The 15,901-nt window shown below is 71.3% G+C and carries 27 protein-coding genes; 5 read left to right on the top strand and 22 right to left on the bottom strand.

Annotated elements, in window-relative coordinates:
* The 16 genes from HCK04_RS41365 to HCK04_RS23205 form a co-directional block, all read right to left on the bottom strand.
* Window positions 1-252 (bottom strand): WhiB family transcriptional regulator, encoded by a 252-nt coding sequence (locus HCK04_RS41365; protein WP_185949019.1) that lies wholly within the window; start codon window positions 250-252, stop codon window positions 1-3.
* Window positions 249-581 carry a hypothetical protein gene (locus tag HCK04_RS41360; RefSeq protein ID WP_185949018.1) on the bottom strand — a complete coding sequence of 111 codons (333 nt, stop codon included), beginning with the start codon at window positions 579-581 and terminating at the stop codon, window positions 249-251. The genes HCK04_RS41365 and HCK04_RS41360 overlap by 4 nt, the downstream gene beginning before the upstream one ends.
* A complete protein-coding gene (locus HCK04_RS44315; protein WP_168066205.1) occupies window positions 578-1,126 on the bottom strand; it encodes a RusA family crossover junction endodeoxyribonuclease in 549 nt (182 codons plus the stop codon). Before HCK04_RS44315 ends, HCK04_RS41360 begins: the two co-directional genes overlap by 4 nt.
* A complete protein-coding gene (locus HCK04_RS23260; RefSeq protein WP_142649498.1) occupies window positions 1,123-1,362 on the bottom strand; it encodes a hypothetical protein in 240 nt (79 codons plus the stop codon). Before HCK04_RS23260 ends, HCK04_RS44315 begins: the two co-directional genes overlap by 4 nt.
* Window positions 1,355-1,705: a hypothetical protein gene (locus HCK04_RS23255; protein ID WP_142649497.1), complete on the bottom strand. Its 351-nt coding sequence runs from the start codon at window positions 1,703-1,705 to the stop codon at window positions 1,355-1,357. Before HCK04_RS23255 ends, HCK04_RS23260 begins: the two co-directional genes overlap by 8 nt.
* Entirely contained in the window at window positions 1,705-1,902 is a 198-nt protein-coding gene (locus tag HCK04_RS23250) for a hypothetical protein (RefSeq protein ID WP_142649496.1), read from the bottom strand. Before HCK04_RS23250 ends, HCK04_RS23255 begins: the two co-directional genes overlap by 1 nt.
* On the bottom strand, window positions 1,902-2,903 hold the full coding sequence (locus tag HCK04_RS23245; protein ID WP_142649495.1) for a recombinase RecT: 1,002 nt from the start codon (window positions 2,901-2,903) through the stop codon (window positions 1,902-1,904). The genes HCK04_RS23250 and HCK04_RS23245 overlap by 1 nt, the downstream gene beginning before the upstream one ends.
* Complete coding sequence (locus tag HCK04_RS23240) at window positions 2,900-3,934, bottom strand: lambda-exonuclease family protein (protein WP_168066203.1); 1,035 nt, start codon at window positions 3,932-3,934, stop codon at window positions 2,900-2,902. The genes HCK04_RS23245 and HCK04_RS23240 overlap by 4 nt, the downstream gene beginning before the upstream one ends.
* Window positions 3,931-4,260, bottom strand: coding sequence for a hypothetical protein (locus HCK04_RS23235; RefSeq protein ID WP_168066199.1), 330 nt, complete (start codon window positions 4,258-4,260; stop codon window positions 3,931-3,933). Before HCK04_RS23235 ends, HCK04_RS23240 begins: the two co-directional genes overlap by 4 nt.
* The gene (locus tag HCK04_RS23230) at window positions 4,257-4,541 is read right to left on the bottom strand and encodes a hypothetical protein (protein WP_142649493.1); all 285 of its coding nucleotides are present in this window, start codon (window positions 4,539-4,541) and stop codon (window positions 4,257-4,259) included. Before HCK04_RS23230 ends, HCK04_RS23235 begins: the two co-directional genes overlap by 4 nt.
* Complete coding sequence (locus HCK04_RS23225) at window positions 4,538-4,759, bottom strand: hypothetical protein (RefSeq protein ID WP_142649492.1); 222 nt, start codon at window positions 4,757-4,759, stop codon at window positions 4,538-4,540. Before HCK04_RS23225 ends, HCK04_RS23230 begins: the two co-directional genes overlap by 4 nt.
* Window positions 4,756-5,193 (bottom strand): hypothetical protein, encoded by a 438-nt coding sequence (locus HCK04_RS23220; protein ID WP_142649491.1) that lies wholly within the window; start codon window positions 5,191-5,193, stop codon window positions 4,756-4,758. Before HCK04_RS23220 ends, HCK04_RS23225 begins: the two co-directional genes overlap by 4 nt.
* Window positions 5,193-5,525 (bottom strand): hypothetical protein, encoded by a 333-nt coding sequence (locus HCK04_RS23215; protein WP_142649490.1) that lies wholly within the window; start codon window positions 5,523-5,525, stop codon window positions 5,193-5,195. The genes HCK04_RS23220 and HCK04_RS23215 overlap by 1 nt, the downstream gene beginning before the upstream one ends.
* A complete protein-coding gene (locus HCK04_RS43720; RefSeq protein ID WP_260617379.1) occupies window positions 5,522-5,653 on the bottom strand; it encodes a hypothetical protein in 132 nt (43 codons plus the stop codon). Before HCK04_RS43720 ends, HCK04_RS23215 begins: the two co-directional genes overlap by 4 nt.
* Before the next feature lie 66 nt (window positions 5,654-5,719).
* Window positions 5,720-5,950, bottom strand: coding sequence for a helix-turn-helix domain-containing protein (locus HCK04_RS23210; protein WP_142649489.1), 231 nt, complete (start codon window positions 5,948-5,950; stop codon window positions 5,720-5,722).
* A gap of 8 nt (window positions 5,951-5,958) precedes the next feature.
* Complete coding sequence (locus tag HCK04_RS23205) at window positions 5,959-6,195, bottom strand: helix-turn-helix transcriptional regulator (RefSeq protein WP_142649488.1); 237 nt, start codon at window positions 6,193-6,195, stop codon at window positions 5,959-5,961.
* Between the two features lie 235 nt (window positions 6,196-6,430).
* On the opposite strand from HCK04_RS23205, the gene HCK04_RS23200 reads away from it, so the two are divergent.
* Both HCK04_RS23200 and HCK04_RS23195 read left to right on the top strand, forming a co-directional pair.
* On the top strand, window positions 6,431-6,889 hold the full coding sequence (locus HCK04_RS23200; RefSeq protein WP_142649487.1) for a hypothetical protein: 459 nt from the start codon (window positions 6,431-6,433) through the stop codon (window positions 6,887-6,889).
* 163 nt (window positions 6,890-7,052) lie between these two features.
* Window positions 7,053-7,286, top strand: a complete 234-nt coding sequence (locus tag HCK04_RS23195; protein WP_142649486.1) for a hypothetical protein — start codon at window positions 7,053-7,055, stop codon at window positions 7,284-7,286.
* A gap of 254 nt (window positions 7,287-7,540) precedes the next feature.
* On the opposite strand, the gene HCK04_RS23190 is transcribed toward HCK04_RS23195, so the two are convergent.
* The 4 genes from HCK04_RS23190 to HCK04_RS23175 all read right to left on the bottom strand — a co-directional run bounded on the left by HCK04_RS23190 (window position 7,541) and on the right by HCK04_RS23175 (window position 11,454).
* Window positions 7,541-8,737 (bottom strand): tetratricopeptide repeat protein, encoded by a 1,197-nt coding sequence (locus tag HCK04_RS23190; RefSeq protein WP_142649485.1) that lies wholly within the window; start codon window positions 8,735-8,737, stop codon window positions 7,541-7,543.
* Window positions 8,731-10,152: an ATP-binding protein gene (locus tag HCK04_RS41355; protein WP_142649484.1), complete on the bottom strand. Its 1,422-nt coding sequence runs from the start codon at window positions 10,150-10,152 to the stop codon at window positions 8,731-8,733. The genes HCK04_RS23190 and HCK04_RS41355 overlap by 7 nt, the downstream gene beginning before the upstream one ends.
* A 91-nt stretch (window positions 10,153-10,243) precedes the next feature.
* Entirely contained in the window at window positions 10,244-10,540 is a 297-nt protein-coding gene (locus HCK04_RS23180; RefSeq protein WP_142649483.1) for a type II toxin-antitoxin system VapB family antitoxin, read from the bottom strand.
* A gap of 56 nt (window positions 10,541-10,596) precedes the next feature.
* Window positions 10,597-11,454 carry a neutral zinc metallopeptidase gene (locus HCK04_RS23175; protein ID WP_142649482.1) on the bottom strand — a complete coding sequence of 286 codons (858 nt, stop codon included), beginning with the start codon at window positions 11,452-11,454 and terminating at the stop codon, window positions 10,597-10,599.
* A 130-nt stretch (window positions 11,455-11,584) separates the two neighbouring features.
* Between HCK04_RS23175 and HCK04_RS23170 the strand changes: the two genes are divergently transcribed.
* Window positions 11,585-13,123: a phospholipid carrier-dependent glycosyltransferase gene (locus HCK04_RS23170; RefSeq protein WP_260617378.1), complete on the top strand. Its 1,539-nt coding sequence runs from the start codon at window positions 11,585-11,587 to the stop codon at window positions 13,121-13,123.
* 3 nt (window positions 13,124-13,126) lie between these two features.
* On the opposite strand, the gene HCK04_RS42665 is transcribed toward HCK04_RS23170, so the two are convergent.
* Window positions 13,127-13,348, bottom strand: a complete 222-nt coding sequence (locus tag HCK04_RS42665; RefSeq protein ID WP_240971722.1) for a hypothetical protein — start codon at window positions 13,346-13,348, stop codon at window positions 13,127-13,129.
* A 124-nt stretch (window positions 13,349-13,472) separates the two neighbouring features.
* Here HCK04_RS42665 and HCK04_RS42660 point away from each other — a divergent pair, with 124 nt between their 5' ends.
* Entirely contained in the window at window positions 13,473-13,754 is a 282-nt protein-coding gene (locus HCK04_RS42660) for a hypothetical protein (protein ID WP_240971721.1), read from the top strand.
* 256 nt (window positions 13,755-14,010) lie between these two features.
* Here HCK04_RS42660 and HCK04_RS23160 read toward each other — a convergent pair whose 3' ends face one another.
* Window positions 14,011-14,859, bottom strand: a complete 849-nt coding sequence (locus HCK04_RS23160; RefSeq protein WP_142649480.1) for a LysR family transcriptional regulator — start codon at window positions 14,857-14,859, stop codon at window positions 14,011-14,013.
* Between the two features lie 106 nt (window positions 14,860-14,965).
* On the opposite strand from HCK04_RS23160, the gene HCK04_RS23155 reads away from it, so the two are divergent.
* A complete protein-coding gene (locus tag HCK04_RS23155) occupies window positions 14,966-15,691 on the top strand; it encodes an SDR family oxidoreductase (protein ID WP_142649479.1) in 726 nt (241 codons plus the stop codon).
* Window positions 15,692-15,901: the final 210 nt, after the last annotated feature.

The following is a 15,901-nucleotide window of genomic DNA, read 5'->3' as shown; positions in this document are numbered from 1 at the left end:
TCACAGGGTCACGACCCCTCTCGTCTTGCTGGCGCGCATGCGGCGACGCTCGTATGCGGTGGTGCCGCCCCAGATGCCGTACTGGCCCAGGGGGTTGTTCAGGGCGAAGTTCAGGCACTGCCTACGAACCGGGCAGGCTGCGCAGATCGCGAGCACGTCTGTGGGGGATGCATGCTCGGGGAAGAACCACTCGGGGTCCACCCATGGCTCTTTGCAGCGCGCTCGCCGATGCCAGTCGATCTCCCGGCTCACAGGGTCACGACCCCTCGCGTCATGTCGTTGATGCGCTGCGCGAGGCGGGCGTTGGTCTCCTGCGTGCGGAGCATCTCCTCCCGCTCCCCGAACGGCGTGCCGTCGCGCAGTTGCCGGGTCAGGGACGCGATGCGGGCCTCGTACTGCTCGGCCTGCTCCTTCAAGGCCCGGTCGGCCTGCGCCAGGTCCTCGCGCAGCATGTCGGCGTGCTCGTGGAGCTGGTCGATCAGCACCTGGCAGCCGCAGGGGGCCTCGTCCTCGTCCTCGTTCGCCATCGCGTCGAGCGCAGGGGCCGCCTCCGGCCACTGCCACGGCCAACGCCACTTCATGAGACTCTCCAGATCTGGATTACGGCGCCCGGCCGGTCGAGGGCGAGCGGGTGCCCGGGGTAGAACTTGCGGACTCGGCCGTCGACGACCTGCGCGTCGTCGGCCCAGACGGAGGCCTGCGTCAGCGCGTCGCCGATCGCGCGGCCGTGGTGGTCCCAGTCGCCGGAGCTGCGCGTCACGGGCAGGGCCCGGGGCGAGGCGAGCGGCGGCAGGGTGACGGTCATCAGGACCACGTACGCGCCCTTGAGGCGCCCGTGGTCCTTACGGGGCACCCCACAGGTCACGCACGGCCCGGAACGGCCCTTGCGCTCCCTGGTGGGCGGCCGGTGCTCATGCGTGCCGAGGACATCCATCGCGGCATCCCGCACGGCGGCGCGCCACGGCCGCAGGGCCTTGTCGTTGCTGTAGTAGCCGCGGCCGCCGCCGTTGTAGGAGATCGCGCCCTGCGGCGCCGGCGTGCCGTATGCGGTGATCGTGATGAGCGGGGCCCCGGAGGGCGCGGTGTAGGCCGCGCCCTCCGAGGTGACGAGGTCGAGCTGCCTCACGTGCCGCTCCCGCGCTTGCCGAGGTGCTGCAGCCGCTTCTCTTCGACGATCACGCGCATGCTCTGCCGCTCGATCGTGTGGCCGCAGGTGCATGTGGCCTCGTAGCCGGCCGCGCCGGGGCAGTCCTCGCCGAGGCGGGGCCTGCCGTCCGGGCCGAACCTGTGCGTGCAGGTGGTGCCGTCGGCGTGGACGCGGCGGATCGGGCAGCGGTGGCGCGTCGGGCGGTCGTCACCCATCGGTCTTCACCACCTGCAGCACGGGCCGGTCGGCCGGCTCGATCGCGCCGAGCTGCTCCATGAAGCCGTGGAGCTCGGCCGCCGCCATGCGGTAGTTGCCCGCGTGGCCGAGCCCGTTCCACGACTCGGCCAGGCCGAGCGCTCCGATGCGGAGGCGGGTGGCGTAGTCGAGCGCGGCGCTGCGCTCGTTCACCGCCTCGGCCGCCTGGGCGCGCAGCTCGGCGATGGTGCCGGACATCGCGCCGATCTCGGCCGCCTGGTCGGCGATGATCCGGCGCAGGTCCTCAACTTCGGCGTGGTGATCGAGGAGCAGCTGTGCACGGGACTTACCGAAGAAGCCCATCAGCCCTTGCCGCCCTTCTGGGCGTCGCGCCAAGCCAGCAACTCGGCGACCGGTGAGCGCACCGGCTCGGCGAACGCCGGGTCAACCTCGGCAGTGAGGTATTCGGCGAACCCCCGCGCCTCCTGCTCCTCACCGAACGGCCCGTAGATCAGCTGTGCGCCTCGGTCTCCGAACGGCAGTCTGACGATCCACATCATCAGAACCCGCCCTCGGGCCTATTCACCGGCGGCCAGTCGTCGCCCCAGCCCTCGTCGGCCGGCGGCGCGGGCGGCTCTTCCGGGTCGCGCGGCGGCTCGGGCTGCTCGCTCTTCTCCTGGCCCTGCTCCGACTGCCCGTTCGGCTCGTCGGCCGGCTGCAGGGCGGGGCCCTCCGGCTCGTCGACGACCTCGCCGTCGACGATGTCCTCGGGCAGGACGACGTCGGCGAGGTCGATCTCGCCCGCCTCGTTCTCCCGGCCGATCAGGTCACGCAGCTCCGGTGAGGACGGCACCCAGTCGGCCAGCCGGCGCACCGCGGACTTGCGCCACATGGCGTCGAAATCCGTGTGCCACGTCGAGTTGCGCTTGCCGTTGGACTCGGCGAACGCGTAGTTCTTCGACCGTTCGTCGCGGATCTTCTCCGCGTCCTCCCGGGTCAGGAACACGATCTTCGAGCGGGCGCCGGACTTCATGGTCGCGAACGCGTACACGAGCACGGGCTTGCCGCGGTCGCCGAGGAGGTTCGGCTTGTGCCGGAAGCCGCCGCCGTCGCCGATGCTGTAGTCCCACTCGTCGTTCTCGTGGATGAACTCGGCCGTCACGCTGGCGACCTGACCGGAGCGGTACATCAGCTCGACCAGGCCCTGCCACTGCGCGATGAACGTCGCCTTATCGCCCATGGGCACGATGGCCGCCTGCTTGGTGCCAGGCTCCAGGCCCAGCCGGGCGGACTCCATCAGGGCGGCCAGGACGCTCGACGGGTCGCAGTCCAGCAGCTTCGGGCTCTTCTGCATGCAGGTCAGCGCCATGCGCAGGAACCGGTCGACGCCGATGTGCTTGGGCAGTGCCATGGCGAACTGCGGCTTCATCTGCTGCATGAGCGCGCGGGCGTTGGCGGTCTTGGCCTTGATCGCCAGTTCCTTGCTCGCCTTGCCGGTCTGGCGCTGGCCGCGGCCGCCGTTGCGGCGCTCAGCGACGCGGCCCCTCAGATCGTTCGTCACGCCTTACCTCCGGGGATACGCAGCACGCGGGCGCGGCAGGCCCGGTACTCGTCGGGGTGGTTCGTCTTGATGGCGTCGAGGTCGAGCACCTCGACGGTCTTGCGGCAGCGGGCCGCCAGCTCGGGGAAGCGCTGCTCGAACTGCTTGGTGGAGAAGGTGCCGTTGCGCTTCCACGTCACCGCCGGGTCGCCGCCGATCACGCCGACCTCGGCCGGGCCGAGCAGATCCTTGAGCTGGTTCTCGACGGCCGCGAGGTCCTCCTCGCTGGCCTTGATCTGGGCGCGGATCTTCTCCCGCTCCGCGATCAGCGCGGTGGTCGTGGCCGCGTCCACCGCGGTGATGGAGTCCGCGGCGGTCTCCCACAGGCGGGCCATCAGCTCGGTGTTCGCTGGAGACCCGTCGACCGGCGGGGGGTTGCCCTCCCGCACGGCCTCCATGAAGTCGCCGGCGATGCCGACGAGGTCGTCGAGGAGTTCCTCGTCGCGGTCGATCCGGAAGTGCTTGAAACGGTTGCCGCCGATGAGCGCGGCGACGTGGGCGTGGCCGTAGCCGGTGACGCCGATTCCCCAGTGCGTCTGCAGGGCGGGCCCGTCCGGGACGCCGTCCTCCCACTGGTCCGCCTGGTAGGCCGAGCGCGTCTTGATCTCCACGAAGCACGGGCCGTCAGGGCAGCCGAGCACGCGCCGGTCGAGGTTGACCATGCGCCACTCGTCGTCGACGTGGCGAAGCATGCCGATACGGCGGACCCGGGTTCCGGTCGCGGCCGCGAACCGCCGGGCGACGACCGCCTCAAGCTCGTTGCCGAACTCGGCCGCCTCTTCCAGCTCCGGGGAGCGGGGGAGGTCGGGGAGCTCGCCCCGCTTGTCGTGGTAGAGCTCCCGCTCGGAGGTGTAGCGGTCGAGGCCGACCATGGCGGGCACGTCGGAGCCGCAGATGCCGAGGCGGCGCAGGGTCAGCCATTCGTGGCGGGGCAGCCCGACGGGCGCGATCTGCACGCCCGTGGGGGTGACCCGACGGTGGGTCGTGCTCACAGCGCCCTCAGCCCCTCGACGACGCGCTGGAGAACGCCGGTGTCGACGCCGGGCGGCAGCGACGGGCGGGCGGCGTGCCGCGGGGCCGGGATCTGCTCGACGCGGCGGCCGTCGATCCGGGCGTTGGCGGCCGCCCGGGCGGCGCGCTGCGCCGCGGTCGGCGGCTCGAACGCGTGCCCCGGGCGGGCGGGCATCCAGAACAGGGAGTGCGTGCTCTGGACGTGCCCGCACCAGCGGCAGCCGTCCAGGGGACGGCGCATCCCATCGGGCCAGCGGATCAGCGAGCGCCGCTGACCGGTGTCCGGGTCGATCGTCAGGTAGCTCACCGCCACCCCCTCGGCCGTCCCTGCCACACCGTGCGAGGGCTGTCGGTGGCCTTGCGGAGGACGGTCGTGCGGTACCACGCGGGGTGGCCGTCGCCGAAGTCGACGAACACGATCGGGTTGCCGGACCGCAGGACTGCGTGCGCGGCCGGTGCCCCGTTCAGCAGATCCACGGCGATCGGGTCACGCGGCGCGCACAGCGCGATGGTGCCGGTGCGGCGCGTGCTGGTGTGCTGCACCTTGAGGTTCAGTGGCCAGAGGTTGGCCAGGTGCGGGAGGTTCACTCGTCTCCTTCGAGAATGAGGGCGATCTGCCGGCGGGCGATCGCGAGGCGGTCGGCGTCGGTGTCGCCGGTGCGCAGGTCGCCGAGCCAGGAGGTGTGCTCGGCGATGGCGGGGTCGGCGGCCGCGACCTGCTCGGCGTGCTCGGCCCGGGCGGTGCGGGAGAACGCGAGGGTGAGCAGGTGCGGGAGCTGGCGGCGGCCGCCGCGCTGGCCGGTCATCGTGCGCTGCCCACATGAGCGAGCAGGCGCCGCTCGGCCTTCTGCCAGGGCAGGGTCACCGCGGCGTCGTAGACCGCGATCACTTCGGCGCGTTCGCACTCGACGCTCACGTCGGGCAGGTCCGGGTCGGGCCAGACCTCGCCGATCGGACGCGCGACGTACAGCGCGCCGCGGCCGACCTGGAGGCCGTGCTCGGCCTTCGCGGTCCAGCAGGCGGCGTACGCGCGGGCGAGCTCGCGGTCGCGGGTGAGGTAGACCCGGTCGGTTCGCATGCGGTCGGTCTCGACGCCGTTGTCGTGGGGGTCGAAGCCGGTCAGGGCGATCAGGATGTCGCTGCTGGTCGCGATGCCGGTCTGGGCGGGCGGCAGCAGCAGGTCACCGGGTTGGAGGCCGGGTGCGCCACCATGCCACAGGCGCTCGTCGGGGCGGCCCATCAGCCCTCCAGGGGGTGGCGGGACTCGCCGGTCTCGACCGGGTCGTCGAAGCCGAGCGCGGCGGGCGTCAGGGCCGGGACGGTCGCGCGGCGGGCCCGCTCGGCGTCGATGCGGGCGGCCCGCTCGTCCTCGTCGGCGCGCAGCTCGCTCACGAGCGCCGCACGCGCGCGGCGCAGCTCGGCGATCGCCGCGTCGATGTGCTCCACGGCGTCGTGCCCGACGGCGACGTACGGGCGGGTGCCGGAGCCGGACTTGGCCGCCCACAGGGTGTTGTCGCGCAGGGCGAGGTGGAGCTGCACCACGGCGGCGCCGAGGGTGGTGTGGACGCTCACGCGGTCTCACCGCCGCGGGGCGACCAGTGGTCGGCGAGCCACTCCATGCGGGCCGCGTCCAAGGCGGCCGCGAGCTCGGAGTGCGGGGGAGGCACCAAGACGGGCTCCTCGTAGGAGATGATGGACATGCGTGGATTCCTTCGGGGATCGGGCCCCCGCAGCCGGCGGAATCGGCTGCCGGGGGCTTTCCTGTTTCAGGACAGGCCGAGCAGCTCGCGCAGCTTGGCGGTGGGGATCATGATCAGCTTGCCGACGCGGATGGTCGGGATGTCGTCGCTGTGCGCCGCCTTGTAGGCGGACGCCCGGGACATGCCGAAGATGAGGCCCATCTCGGGAACGGTCAGCAGCGGCTGGACCTCGGGGTCGGGGACCGGCATGCGGGGCCGGAGGGGCCGGCCGGTCTTCTCGCGGGTGGCAGTGGCCATTTCGGGGGTCACTTTCTAGTCGTGGGGGCGGGCTCGCGCAGGAGCGCGCCGAGTTCGACGTGCAGCTCTCCGGCGATGCGCTCGGCGAGGTTCAGAGATGGGCTCTTGACCTCGCGCTCGACCTTTGACAGGTAGGGCGCTGTCACGCCGATTCGCTCGGAGAGCGCGGCGATGGTCAGCCGTTGGGCGCGGCGGATCGCTCGGATCGCGCGGCCGTTCTGGGTGACCGTAATCACGGGTGGCACGGAGACAAACTAGGACTGGAGTCCATTTGAGTCAAATCAAGTCTCATGCTTTAGGACTCATCTGGATCCGTTATGACTGCGTCGCCAAGAAGGTAAGGCCCGTGTAACCTGCACAGATATCGAGTCACAATGAGTCTTGACGGAGTCCTATTCAGTCCAAGAGGATCGCGGCAACGTCAAGCTGTGCATACGGGCCCACCTGTACACGCAGGCGCGACGGGCGAGGGAGAGGACCATGTCTGGGGCCGCAGACGACTGGAAACGCCTGGGCGACCAGCTGGTCGCCAGGCGTGTAGAGCTCAACGACGCCTGGAGCAACCGCTCCACGTTCACGCAAGACACAGGCGTGGACTACCGCGTCGTCTACGACCTGGAGAAGGCCAGGCGGACGAACTTCTCGCCAGCGATGATCCGTCGCCTGGAGAAGGCCTACCAGCTGCGCGCCGGCGCAATCCACGCGATCCTCGCCGGCGACGACATCGCGCTATGGGGGAGCGAGGTCGACGAGCGCCGGGCCCGGGAGGCTCGCGACGGGCTGCGCGTGCGCTCGGTCGTGGAGGACGGGTTCGAGGCGTTCCTAGTGGAGGCGAAGGATGCGATCCGTCAACTGCCGCCGGAACAGCGGGAGGAGGCGGAGCGGACCACGGTCCGTCTCTTGCGGGCGATGCTGCGGGACATGGGCGCCGACATCTAACACCTGCCCACAGCAAAATTTGACGACTGTAACGTCTTCGTAGCCTCGGGCTTGTGTTCGAGATCTTGACCTTGCGGCGGCGAGCGGCAAGTATGCGATTTCCAGTTCACCCGGTTTGCGGTAGGTGCACATGGCTGATGAGGGCGCACGCGAAGGACTCAGGGTGTCGGTGGCCGAGAGCAGCGAGTTGCCCGAACCGGAGCGCTTCGCCTGGGGGCGGGCCGGGGATTGCCTGGCCATCGTGCATGCTCCGGGATGTGATCGACGCGTCATCGCGGCGGTCGCGGCGGCCGTGTTCGAGCCGGCCGACTTCGCTTGCATCCGTGAGGCGCTGGGCTTCGGGTCGAGGCCGCCTCTGATCGAGGTTGTTCGCAGGTCGCTGGATGGCCTGAACTGAGCTTGGATCGTTCCAGCATCCGACGGAACGCATCGGCGGGGGCACCTCAAGATCGTCGGTGCCCCCGCGTGGGGGCACGGCGCATGCAATCCTGTGCCATCTGGTGTCGCTGAGTCTTGTTGCGTCTACGCATGCCCAGCTACGATGCCCATCCACCCAGATCAGCATCGGGATAGAGGCTGGGTTCAAATCCCACCTCCACCGCCACCGAAGAGCCGCTGACCTGCGTGATCAGGTCGGCGGCTCTCGTGCGTTCAGAGGGCGCTCGGCCGGGGGGTGGTCAGGCGCCGTACGCCGGCCGCGATCCAGATGCCGGCCAGCGCGGCGTAGGCGGTGAGCAGCGCGCCGGAGGTGGAGGACAGGAGCATCGCCAGGGCGGCGGCCAGTCCCAGAAGGATCGCCCAGCCGTACAGGAGGGCCCGGCCCCGGGGCGCGCTCGTGTGCGCCGCCTCCTGCACGGGGGTGACCAGCGCCATGATCGCCGCGCCGCCCGTGCCCACCGCCTCCTGGGTGGTCGCCACGCCCGTGACGAGCAGCGCCGCGCCCACGACAGGCAGGCAGCAGCACACGAGGGCCATGCGCGCCTCCGCGCCCTCGAAGAGCAGCCGGGTGGCCCTGGCGCGGGCCAGGCGCAGCGTGGTGACCGCCTCGGCCACCCAGGCCGCCCAGTGCAGGAGCGCGATGAGGACGAACAGGGCGATGACCGGGGGCGCGACGGGCAGCAGGAGCAGCATCCGCCATCCGCCGAAGAACGTGCCGCGCAGTCGCGCGAGCAGACGATAGACGGGGTTGCGCTGCTTGAGCGCCATCACCAGGAGATCCCTGGCCTGGTCGAACCCCGGAGACAGGCGGAGCACCTCGCGGAACGCGCGGGCGGCCTCGCCGGGTGAGCCGAAGGCGAGCTGCGCCCGTCCGTACGCCAGGTGGGCCAGGGCGCTCTCGGGATCGAGCCCCACGGCCCTCGCGGCGGCCTCCTTGGCTCCGGCGGCGTCGCCGAGCATGGTGAGGGCCACCGCGAGCAGGCCGGCCAGGTCGGCGTCCTCGGGTGCGAGGGCGAGCCCGTGGCGTGCCGCGTCGGCGGCCTGCGGCCACTGCGCGGCGTCGACGTGCACCCGGGCCAGCAGCTCCCAGGCCGGGGCGTGCTCGGGGGCGAGCTCCAGGCACGCCCGTGTCGCCTCGGCGGCCTCCCCGGGCAGGCCCGCACGGTAGTACGCCTGACCGGCCACGTAGTGCGGGAACCAGTGGTCCGGCGCGAGCCGTACGGCTTCCGCGGCCTCGCCGATCGCCTCGGCCGGCCTGCGCTGCCGCGCCAGCGCCACCGCGAGGAAGGCGTGCCCGCTGACGTTCTGGGGCTCCTCGGCGAGCAGGCCCCGCAGCTCCCGCTCGGCCTCCGCGGGACGGTTCAGCTCCAGCAGTGTCCGCGCCCGCTCCAGCGGTGCGGCGGTCACCATCTGCCCTTGCTGCCCTTCATGCCCTTCATGCCCTTCATGCCCTTCATGCCCGTCATGCCGGTCTTGCCGGTCTTGCCGTCGATCCAGGGCATCAGCTCGTCCCACGCGCCGGAGTCGTTGGCGTGCAGCACGTAGTTGCGTGCGGTGCCCAGCCACTCCTTCACGGCCGTCGGCCGCGTCGCCTGGGCCACGGTGAGCAGGTCGTTCGTCGTCAGCGGGAGGGGACGGCCCGCGCTGATCGACTGGCGCAGCTTGGTCTCCACCGCGCGGTCGACCACGCCCTTGAGGTCCGCGCCGACGAAGCCGTCCGTGACCTTCGCCACCGCGTCGTAATCCATCTCGGCGAGCGGCTTGTCGCGGCACAGGATGCGCAGGATGGCGGCGCGCGCCGAGGCGTCGGGCGGGGGCACGAACACCATCTGGTCGAACCGCCCGGGACGCCGGAAGGCCGCGTCGATGTACCAGGGCGCGTTGGTGGCCGCCAGCACCAGGACGCCCTCGTTGGCGTGCTCCTCCACGCCGTCGAGCTCGGCCAGGAACTGGTTGACCAGCTGCCGGGTGTGCGCCTGCCGCATGTCGGACCGGCGCGCGGCCAGCGCGTCCACCTCGTCGAAGAAGAGCACGCACGGCCGGTGGCGGCGGGCCATCTCGAACGTGGCCCGCAGGTTGCGCTCGCTGGAGCCGATGTACATGTCGAGGATGTCGGCCAGCCCGACGCTGATGAACGCCGCGCCGAGCTCGCCGGCCGCGGCCCTGGCCAGGTGGGTCTTGCCCGCGCCCGGAGGGCCGTACAGCAGCACGCCGCCGCCCGCCCGCTTGCCGAACGCGGCGAACAGCTCGGGCTGCTGGAGGGGGAGCAGGAGCTTCACCCGCAGCGACTCCTTGACCGCCTCCATGCCGGCCACGTCGGCGAACGTGACGCCCGAGCGCTCGGCCTCGGCGTCGTCGGGGTCCTCTGCGCGGTTAAGGGGCGTTTCCGGCGCGTACGGCGGGGCGGGTGTGACGGGCTGGGGCTGGGGCGTCAGTCGCTCGGCGAGGCCGGGGTCGGCCAGCGAGGGATCACGGGCGACCGCGTCGTGATACCGGCGCGCCGCCCCGGCCACGTCGCCCTCGCCCAGCAGCGCCCTCGCGGCGAGCAGCCCGGCGCGCGGCGCGTGCCCGGGATCCGCGAGGAGCGGTTCCAGCACCGACAGCGCGGCGCCGTACGCGCTCTGCCGTACGAAGGCCTCCGCGAGACCGGTGATGACGTCCGGGTCCTGGGGCGCCAGCACGAGGGCGGCGCGGAACTCGGTTTCGGCCTCGGCGAGGTAGCCCTTGGTCAGAAGCTGCTCGGCGAGGTGGCGTCGCAGGGGAAGGTTGTCGGGAGACAGCCGAGCCGCCTCGCGGAGGGCGTGGAGTCCGGCGTCGTCGGGCACTGTCCGGCTCCCTTCTTTCGAGGGCAGGTCAAACTAAATGACCGTCAGGCTACCGAAGCAGCCGGACAGTGGATCTCGCCCGGGAAGCGCCCTAGTCCTGGACCTCCAGCACGCGGGCGTGCAGCACCGAGCGCTGGTGGAGGGCGGCGCGCAGGGCGCGGTGCAGGCCGTCTTCCAGGTAGAGCTCGCCCTTCCACTGCACCACGTGGGGGAACAGGTCGCCGTAGAAGGTCGAGTCCTTGGCCAGCAACGAGTGCAGGTCGAGCACCGCTTTCGTGGTGATCAGAGTGTCGAGCCGGACCTGCCGGGGCGGGATCTGCGCCCACTCGCGGGACGACAGTCCGTGCTCGGGATAGGGCCGTCCGTCGCCGACCAACTTAAAGATCACGGTATGTAGTTTAGGAGACGACGCAAAGGTTCGCGCCCGAGGCCCTTTTCACGGTCTCAGATGCCCCCGGAGAAGGTGTCGCAGCGCGCCGGGTCGCCCGACGCGTAGCCGTTCGTGAACCACTTCTGCCGCTGGGCGGAGGTGCCGTGGGTGAACGCGTCCGGGTTGACCCTGCCCTGCATCTGCTCCTGGATGTGGTCGTCGCCCACCGCCGCGGCGGCGTCGAGCGCCTCCTGGATGTCGGCGTCGGTGAACGGCTTGGCGTAGAAGCCGGTGTCCACGGCGTTCTTGGCCCACACGCCGGCGTAGCAGTCGGCCTGGAGTTCGAGCCGCACCGAGCCGCTCTGCGCGCCCTGGTCCTGGCCGGCCCGGTTCATCGTGCCGAGCAGGTCCTGCACGTGGTGGCCGTACTCGTGGGCGATCACGTACGCCTGGGCGAACGGGCCGCCCTTGGCCCCGAACCGCGACTGGAGCTCGTCGAAGAACGAAAGGTCGAGATAGACGTGCTTGTCGGCGGGGCAGTAGAAGGGGCCGACGGAGGAGTCCGCTGCGCCGCAGCCGGTCTGCACCCCGCCGGAGAACAGCGTGGTCTTCGCGCCGGAATAGCCGTCGATCTGCTCGCCCCAGTATTTCTGGATGCTGTTGACGACGCCCACGACCCGGCACTTCTCCGACTGGTCGGCGTCGGCGCCGGTCTTGCACTGCGCGCTCAGGTCGCTGGTCGGCTGCAGGCCGGTGGGCTCGTCGCGGCCCGTGATGTCGCCGGGGTTGACGCCGAAGATCAGGGCCAGGATGAGGGCGATGATGCCGGCGGCTCCGCCGCCGACGGCCAGACCCCCGCCGCGTAACCCTCCTCCACGGCCGACGTCCTCGACCTGCGAGGCGTCGAGTTGCGCTCGGTCATCGAAATCCATCTGCGACGCTCCTGATGGAGTGGTGGCTTGGCGGGGCTACTGCCCTGGATAAGCGTGATCATGCGAGGCGGCCGCCATGCCGGATCCGTCTTGCCCTGATCTTCGGGTTTTGCCGGGTTAGGATCACCGCGTGCCTCTGACCGCCTTACCCCGGCTGGTGCCGCCGATGCCGGGCGGGCGGGGGTGGTTCGGCCCGCTGGCCGTGGCCGCTTTCGGGGGATTTCTCCGCTTCTATCGCCTCGATGTTCCGCACGCCTTCGTCTTCGACGAGCTCTACTACGCCAAGGACGCCTACTCGCTGATCAGGTTCGGGGTCGAGCGGCAGTTCGCCGACGGGGCCGACCAGGCGTTCGTACGCGGGGACACGGACGTGTTCAAGGCGTGCGGGACGGTCGAGGAGTGTGCCGCGTACGTCGCCCACCCCCCGCTCGGCAAATGGCTCATCGGGGCGGGCGAGTGGCTTTTCGGCGTCACGCCGTTCGGGTGGCGGTTCGTCGCCGCGCTCGCGGGCACGCTCAGCGTGCTGGTCCTGGCGCGGACCGCCCGCCGGATGACCCGTTCGACCCTCCTCGGCTGCCTCGCCGGGCTGCTGCTGGCCCTCGACGGCCTGCACCTCGTGCTGTCGCGCTCCGCGCTGCTCGACATCTTCCTCATGTTCTGGGTGCTCGCGGGCTTCGCCTGCCTGGTCGCCGACCGAGACGCGGCCCGCACCCGCCTGACGGAGTGGTATCGCACCTCCGACCTGCACGGGCCTCCGCCCCGGCTCGGCCCGCGGCCCTGGCGGCTGGCGGCCGGGGTGTGCCTGGGCGCGGCGTCGGCGACCAAGTGGACCGGCCTGCTGTTCGTCGTGGCGTTCGCGGTCATGACGCTCGTCTGGGACTGCGGGGCACGGCGTGCCGTCGGCCTGTCCCGGCCCTACCGGCAAGCGGCCCGCCTCGACTGGCCGCTCGGCCTCGCCTGGCTCGGCGCCGTGCCGGTCGCCGTGTACGTCGCGTCGTTCGCCGGGTGGTTCGCCTCGGCCGGGGGATGGGGCCGCAACTGGGACCGCGCGACCTCGAACGGCTGGGTCTACTTCGTCTTCGACTCGCTCCGCTCGCTGGCGGACTACCAGAGCCAGGTGTTCGGCTTCCACCAGGGGCTGAGCACCCACCACGACTACCAGTCGGACCCGTGGACCTGGCCGCTGCTGCTGCGGCCGGTCGCGTTCTTCTACCGGTCGCCCGACGGCACGTGCGGCGCCGCCTCCTGCTCGCAGGAGATCCTCGGGACCGGCACCCCGGTGATCTGGTACGGCGGGCTGCTCGCGCTGGTCGCGATGGCGGCGTGGTATCTGGCGACCCGCGACTGGCGGGCGGGCGCCGTCCTGCTCGCCTACGGCGCGGGATGGCTGCCGTGGTTCTACTTCGCGCTGGCCGACGACCGCACGATGTACCTGTTCTACGCCCTCCCGGCGGTGCCGTTCATGGTCCTCGCGATCGTGCTGGCATGCGGGCTCGTCCTCGGGCCGCCGGGCGCGCCGGCCGCGCGGCGCTCCACGGGGGCGGCGGTGGTGGGCGCGTTCACGCTGCTCGCGCTGGTGAACTTCTGGTGGCTGTCGCCCGTGCTCACCGCCGTGCCCATGCCGTACGACGCCTGGCTGAGCCGCATGCTGCTGCGTTCCTGGATCTGAGCGCTACGCGTAGACGATGAACTCGGGATAGACGTGCACGCCGGGCCGTCCGCCGATCTCCGCCACCGCGTCGCGGATCCGCCGCAGGTGCTCCACCGTCATCTGGAGCGGCGGCTCGTCGGGCTGATAGGTGGTGCGGATCGGGTAGTCCTCGCCCGGCGTGGTGGTCATCTCGATGTGGCAGCCGAGCACGTGGGTGAGGGGGCGGGCCTCGGCGAACTTCACCAGGCGGTCGATGGTCTGCTGAAAACGCCGGCCAGTCGGCGACGTACAGCCGCCCGGGATAGACGGTGTCACCGGTCAGCAGCAGGCCGGTGGCGCGGTCGTAGAAGGTCACCGCCGCCTTGTGGTGCCCGGGGCTCGCCACCGCGTCCAGGACGCGGCCGCCCAGGTCGACGGACCCGAGAACGTCGAGATCGTCGCCGAGGCCGAAGAACTCGCGTACGCGCTCCGGCGCGGGGTCCACGATCACCGTGTGCGGGCGGTCGCGAAACTGGCCGTCGCCCGCGATGTGGTCGCCGTGGCCGTGCGTGTGGGCGACGACGAGCCCGTAGTCCTCGCGGGGGTGATCGGCCAGCCAGCGGTCCACGATCTCGTCCACCGTCCGGCGCAGCGGGAAGTACGCGGGTGAGGCGGTCGCGCCGGTGTCGAGCAGGAGCGCCCGGGTGTTCCCGAACATCAGGAACATGAAGGGCGCCTCGTAGTTGATCGCCTTGTTCTGGCGCAGGACGTACGTGTGCTCGTCATACCGGTGCACCTGGATATCGGGGTCGGTGTTGTGCTTGGCCGACTCCGAGCCGTGGATCCACCGGACGTCGAGGTCTCCCGCACCCGGACTCGCCGGGAAGCCGATCTGTTGCATGCGGCCCACCGTAGGGGAACACGACCTAGAGACGGGTGGCGGCCCGGACCAGGCCGGCGACGGCCTGCGAGCGGCTGTGCGGCGGCCACGCGATCAGCGTCGTCACCTCCGGGGCGTCCAGAACGGGCACCGCGGCGAGGTCGGGGTGCAGATAGGCCCGCGTCGACTCCGGCAGCACCGCCACGGCCCGGCCGAGGATGATCGTCTGGAGAAGCTGCGTGTGATCGCGGACCTGCGGACCGGGACCGTCCGGATAGGTGCCGTCGACGTTGGGCCAGCGCGGCAGCGGCAGTCCGGGCAGGGCGGTGACGTCGGCCATCAGCACATGTGGCCGGGAGGACAGGGGATGCCCGGCAGGCAGGACGGCCACCTGCCCCTCCGTACGCAGCTCCTCGGTGTCGAATCCCGACGCCGAGTCGAACGGCCGGTGCAGCAGCGCCACGTCGGCCCGCCCGTCGCGCAGCAGCCGCTCCTGCTCGCCGATGCCGCACAACAGCACGTCGACCGCGACCGCGCCGGGCTCGGCGGCGTACGCGTCGAGCAGCTTGGGCAGCAGCTCGCCGGCCGCACCGGCCTTCGTGACGAGGACCAGGCCGGGGCTGCCGGTCGCGGCGAGCGCGGTGCGGCGGGTGCGGCGCTCGGCGGCCTCGACCGCGTCGAGGGCCGCCCTGCCCTCCTGCAGCAGCACCGACCCGGCCTCGGTCAGCGCGACCGAGCGGCTCGTGCGCTCGAACAGCGCCACGCCGAGCCGCCGTTCGAGCCGGCCGATCGCCCGTGACAGCGGCGGCTGCGCGATCCCGAGCCGTTGCGCGGCCCGTCCGAAGTGCAGCTCCTCGGCGACGGTGACGAAATACCGCAGCTCCCGCGTCTCCATGCCGCCACGCTATCTCCGGGGAGCACGGGATCGATACCCGCGAGGTATCGATGGTGGACCAAACGGTGTTGGAGGTTCCGGCGGGGTCGCGCCCAGGATGAGACGCATGAGCGAACAGACGATCGCGCTGGTCACCGGCGCGAACAAGGGGATCGGATTCGAGATCGCGGCCGGCCTCGGCGCCCTCGGCTGGAGTGTCGGCGTCGGCGCCCGGGACGACGAGCGTCGCGAGTCCGCGGTGGAGAAGCTGCGCTCGGCGGGGGTCGACGCGTTCGGCGTGCCGCTCGACGTGACCGACGACGCGAGCGTGGCCGCCGCCGCCGAGTTGATCGAGGAGCGCGCGGGACGTCTCGACGTGCTCGTCAACAACGCGGCGGTCACCGGGGGCATGCCGCAGACGCCCACCACGGTGGACCCCGCCACGATGCGGGCGGTCGTGGAGACCAACGTGATCGGCGTCATCCGCGTCACCAACGCGATGTTGCCGCTGCTGCGCCGCTCGGCATCCCCGCGGATCGTGAACATGTCCAGCACCGTCGGCTCGCTGACCCGGCAGAGCGCTCCGGGCGCCGAAACGGGCCCGATCTCCGCGGCCTACGCGCCCTCGAAGACGTTCCTCAACGCCGTCACCGTGCAGTACGCCAAGGAGCTGAGCGACACGAACATCCTGATCAACGCCGGCTGCCCGGGGTTCTGCGCGACCGACCTGAACGGCTTCCGCGGCGTCCGTACGCCAGAACAGGGCGCGGCGATCGCGATCAAGCTGGCGACCCTGCCCGACGACGGCCCGACCGGCGGGTTCTTCGACGACGCCGGGCCGATCCCCTGGTGAATCCCGGATACGCGAAAGGCCCGGCTGGATCGACCGGGCCTTTCGCGTTTTGCTGCTCAACCAACTGCGCGGAGGATAGGAGATTCGAACTCCTGAGGGGTTGCCCCCAACACGCTTTCCAAGTCTGCGGGCTTCTGTCCGTGAGAGTCCCCCATACGCCCTGAGAAGGCCCAAGGCAACTTTGTGGACTCTTGTGAACCCCTGCGGACG

This window comes from Microbispora sp. CL1-1, assembly GCF_012034195.1.
In the GTDB taxonomy this organism is placed as follows: Bacteria; Actinomycetota; Actinomycetes; order Streptosporangiales; family Streptosporangiaceae; genus Microbispora.
The sequence above is the reverse complement of the archived record's forward strand: the minus strand, read 5'-3'. Positions and strand labels throughout refer to the sequence as shown.

Excerpts from the sequence above, each read along its gene's own strand:
- HCK04_RS41360 (WP_185949018.1), bottom strand. The coding sequence starts at position 581 with ATGAAGTGGCGTTGGCCGTGGCAGTGGCCGGAGGCGGCCCCTGCGCTC.
- HCK04_RS23260 (WP_142649498.1), bottom strand. The coding sequence starts at position 1,362 with ATGGGTGACGACCGCCCGACGCGCCACCGCTGCCCGATCCGCCGCGTC.
- HCK04_RS23255 (WP_142649497.1), bottom strand. The coding sequence starts at position 1,705 with ATGGGCTTCTTCGGTAAGTCCCGTGCACAGCTGCTCCTCGATCACCAC.
- HCK04_RS23250 (WP_142649496.1), bottom strand. The coding sequence starts at position 1,902 with ATGATGTGGATCGTCAGACTGCCGTTCGGAGACCGAGGCGCACAGCTG.
- HCK04_RS23225 (WP_142649492.1), bottom strand. The coding sequence starts at position 4,759 with ATGACCGGCCAGCGCGGCGGCCGCCGCCAGCTCCCGCACCTGCTCACC.
- HCK04_RS23220 (WP_142649491.1), bottom strand. The coding sequence starts at position 5,193 with ATGGGCCGCCCCGACGAGCGCCTGTGGCATGGTGGCGCACCCGGCCTC.
- HCK04_RS43720 (WP_260617379.1), bottom strand. The coding sequence starts at position 5,653 with ATGTCCATCATCTCCTACGAGGAGCCCGTCTTGGTGCCTCCCCCGCAC.
- HCK04_RS23210 (WP_142649489.1), bottom strand. The coding sequence starts at position 5,950 with ATGGCCACTGCCACCCGCGAGAAGACCGGCCGGCCCCTCCGGCCCCGC.
- HCK04_RS23200 (WP_142649487.1), top strand. The coding sequence starts at position 6,431 with ATGTCTGGGGCCGCAGACGACTGGAAACGCCTGGGCGACCAGCTGGTC.
- HCK04_RS23190 (WP_142649485.1), bottom strand. The coding sequence starts at position 8,737 with ATGGTGACCGCCGCACCGCTGGAGCGGGCGCGGACACTGCTGGAGCTG.
- HCK04_RS23175 (WP_142649482.1), bottom strand. The coding sequence starts at position 11,454 with ATGGATTTCGATGACCGAGCGCAACTCGACGCCTCGCAGGTCGAGGAC.
- HCK04_RS23160 (WP_142649480.1), bottom strand. The coding sequence starts at position 14,859 with ATGGAGACGCGGGAGCTGCGGTATTTCGTCACCGTCGCCGAGGAGCTG.
- HCK04_RS23155 (WP_142649479.1), top strand. The coding sequence starts at position 14,966 with ATGAGCGAACAGACGATCGCGCTGGTCACCGGCGCGAACAAGGGGATC.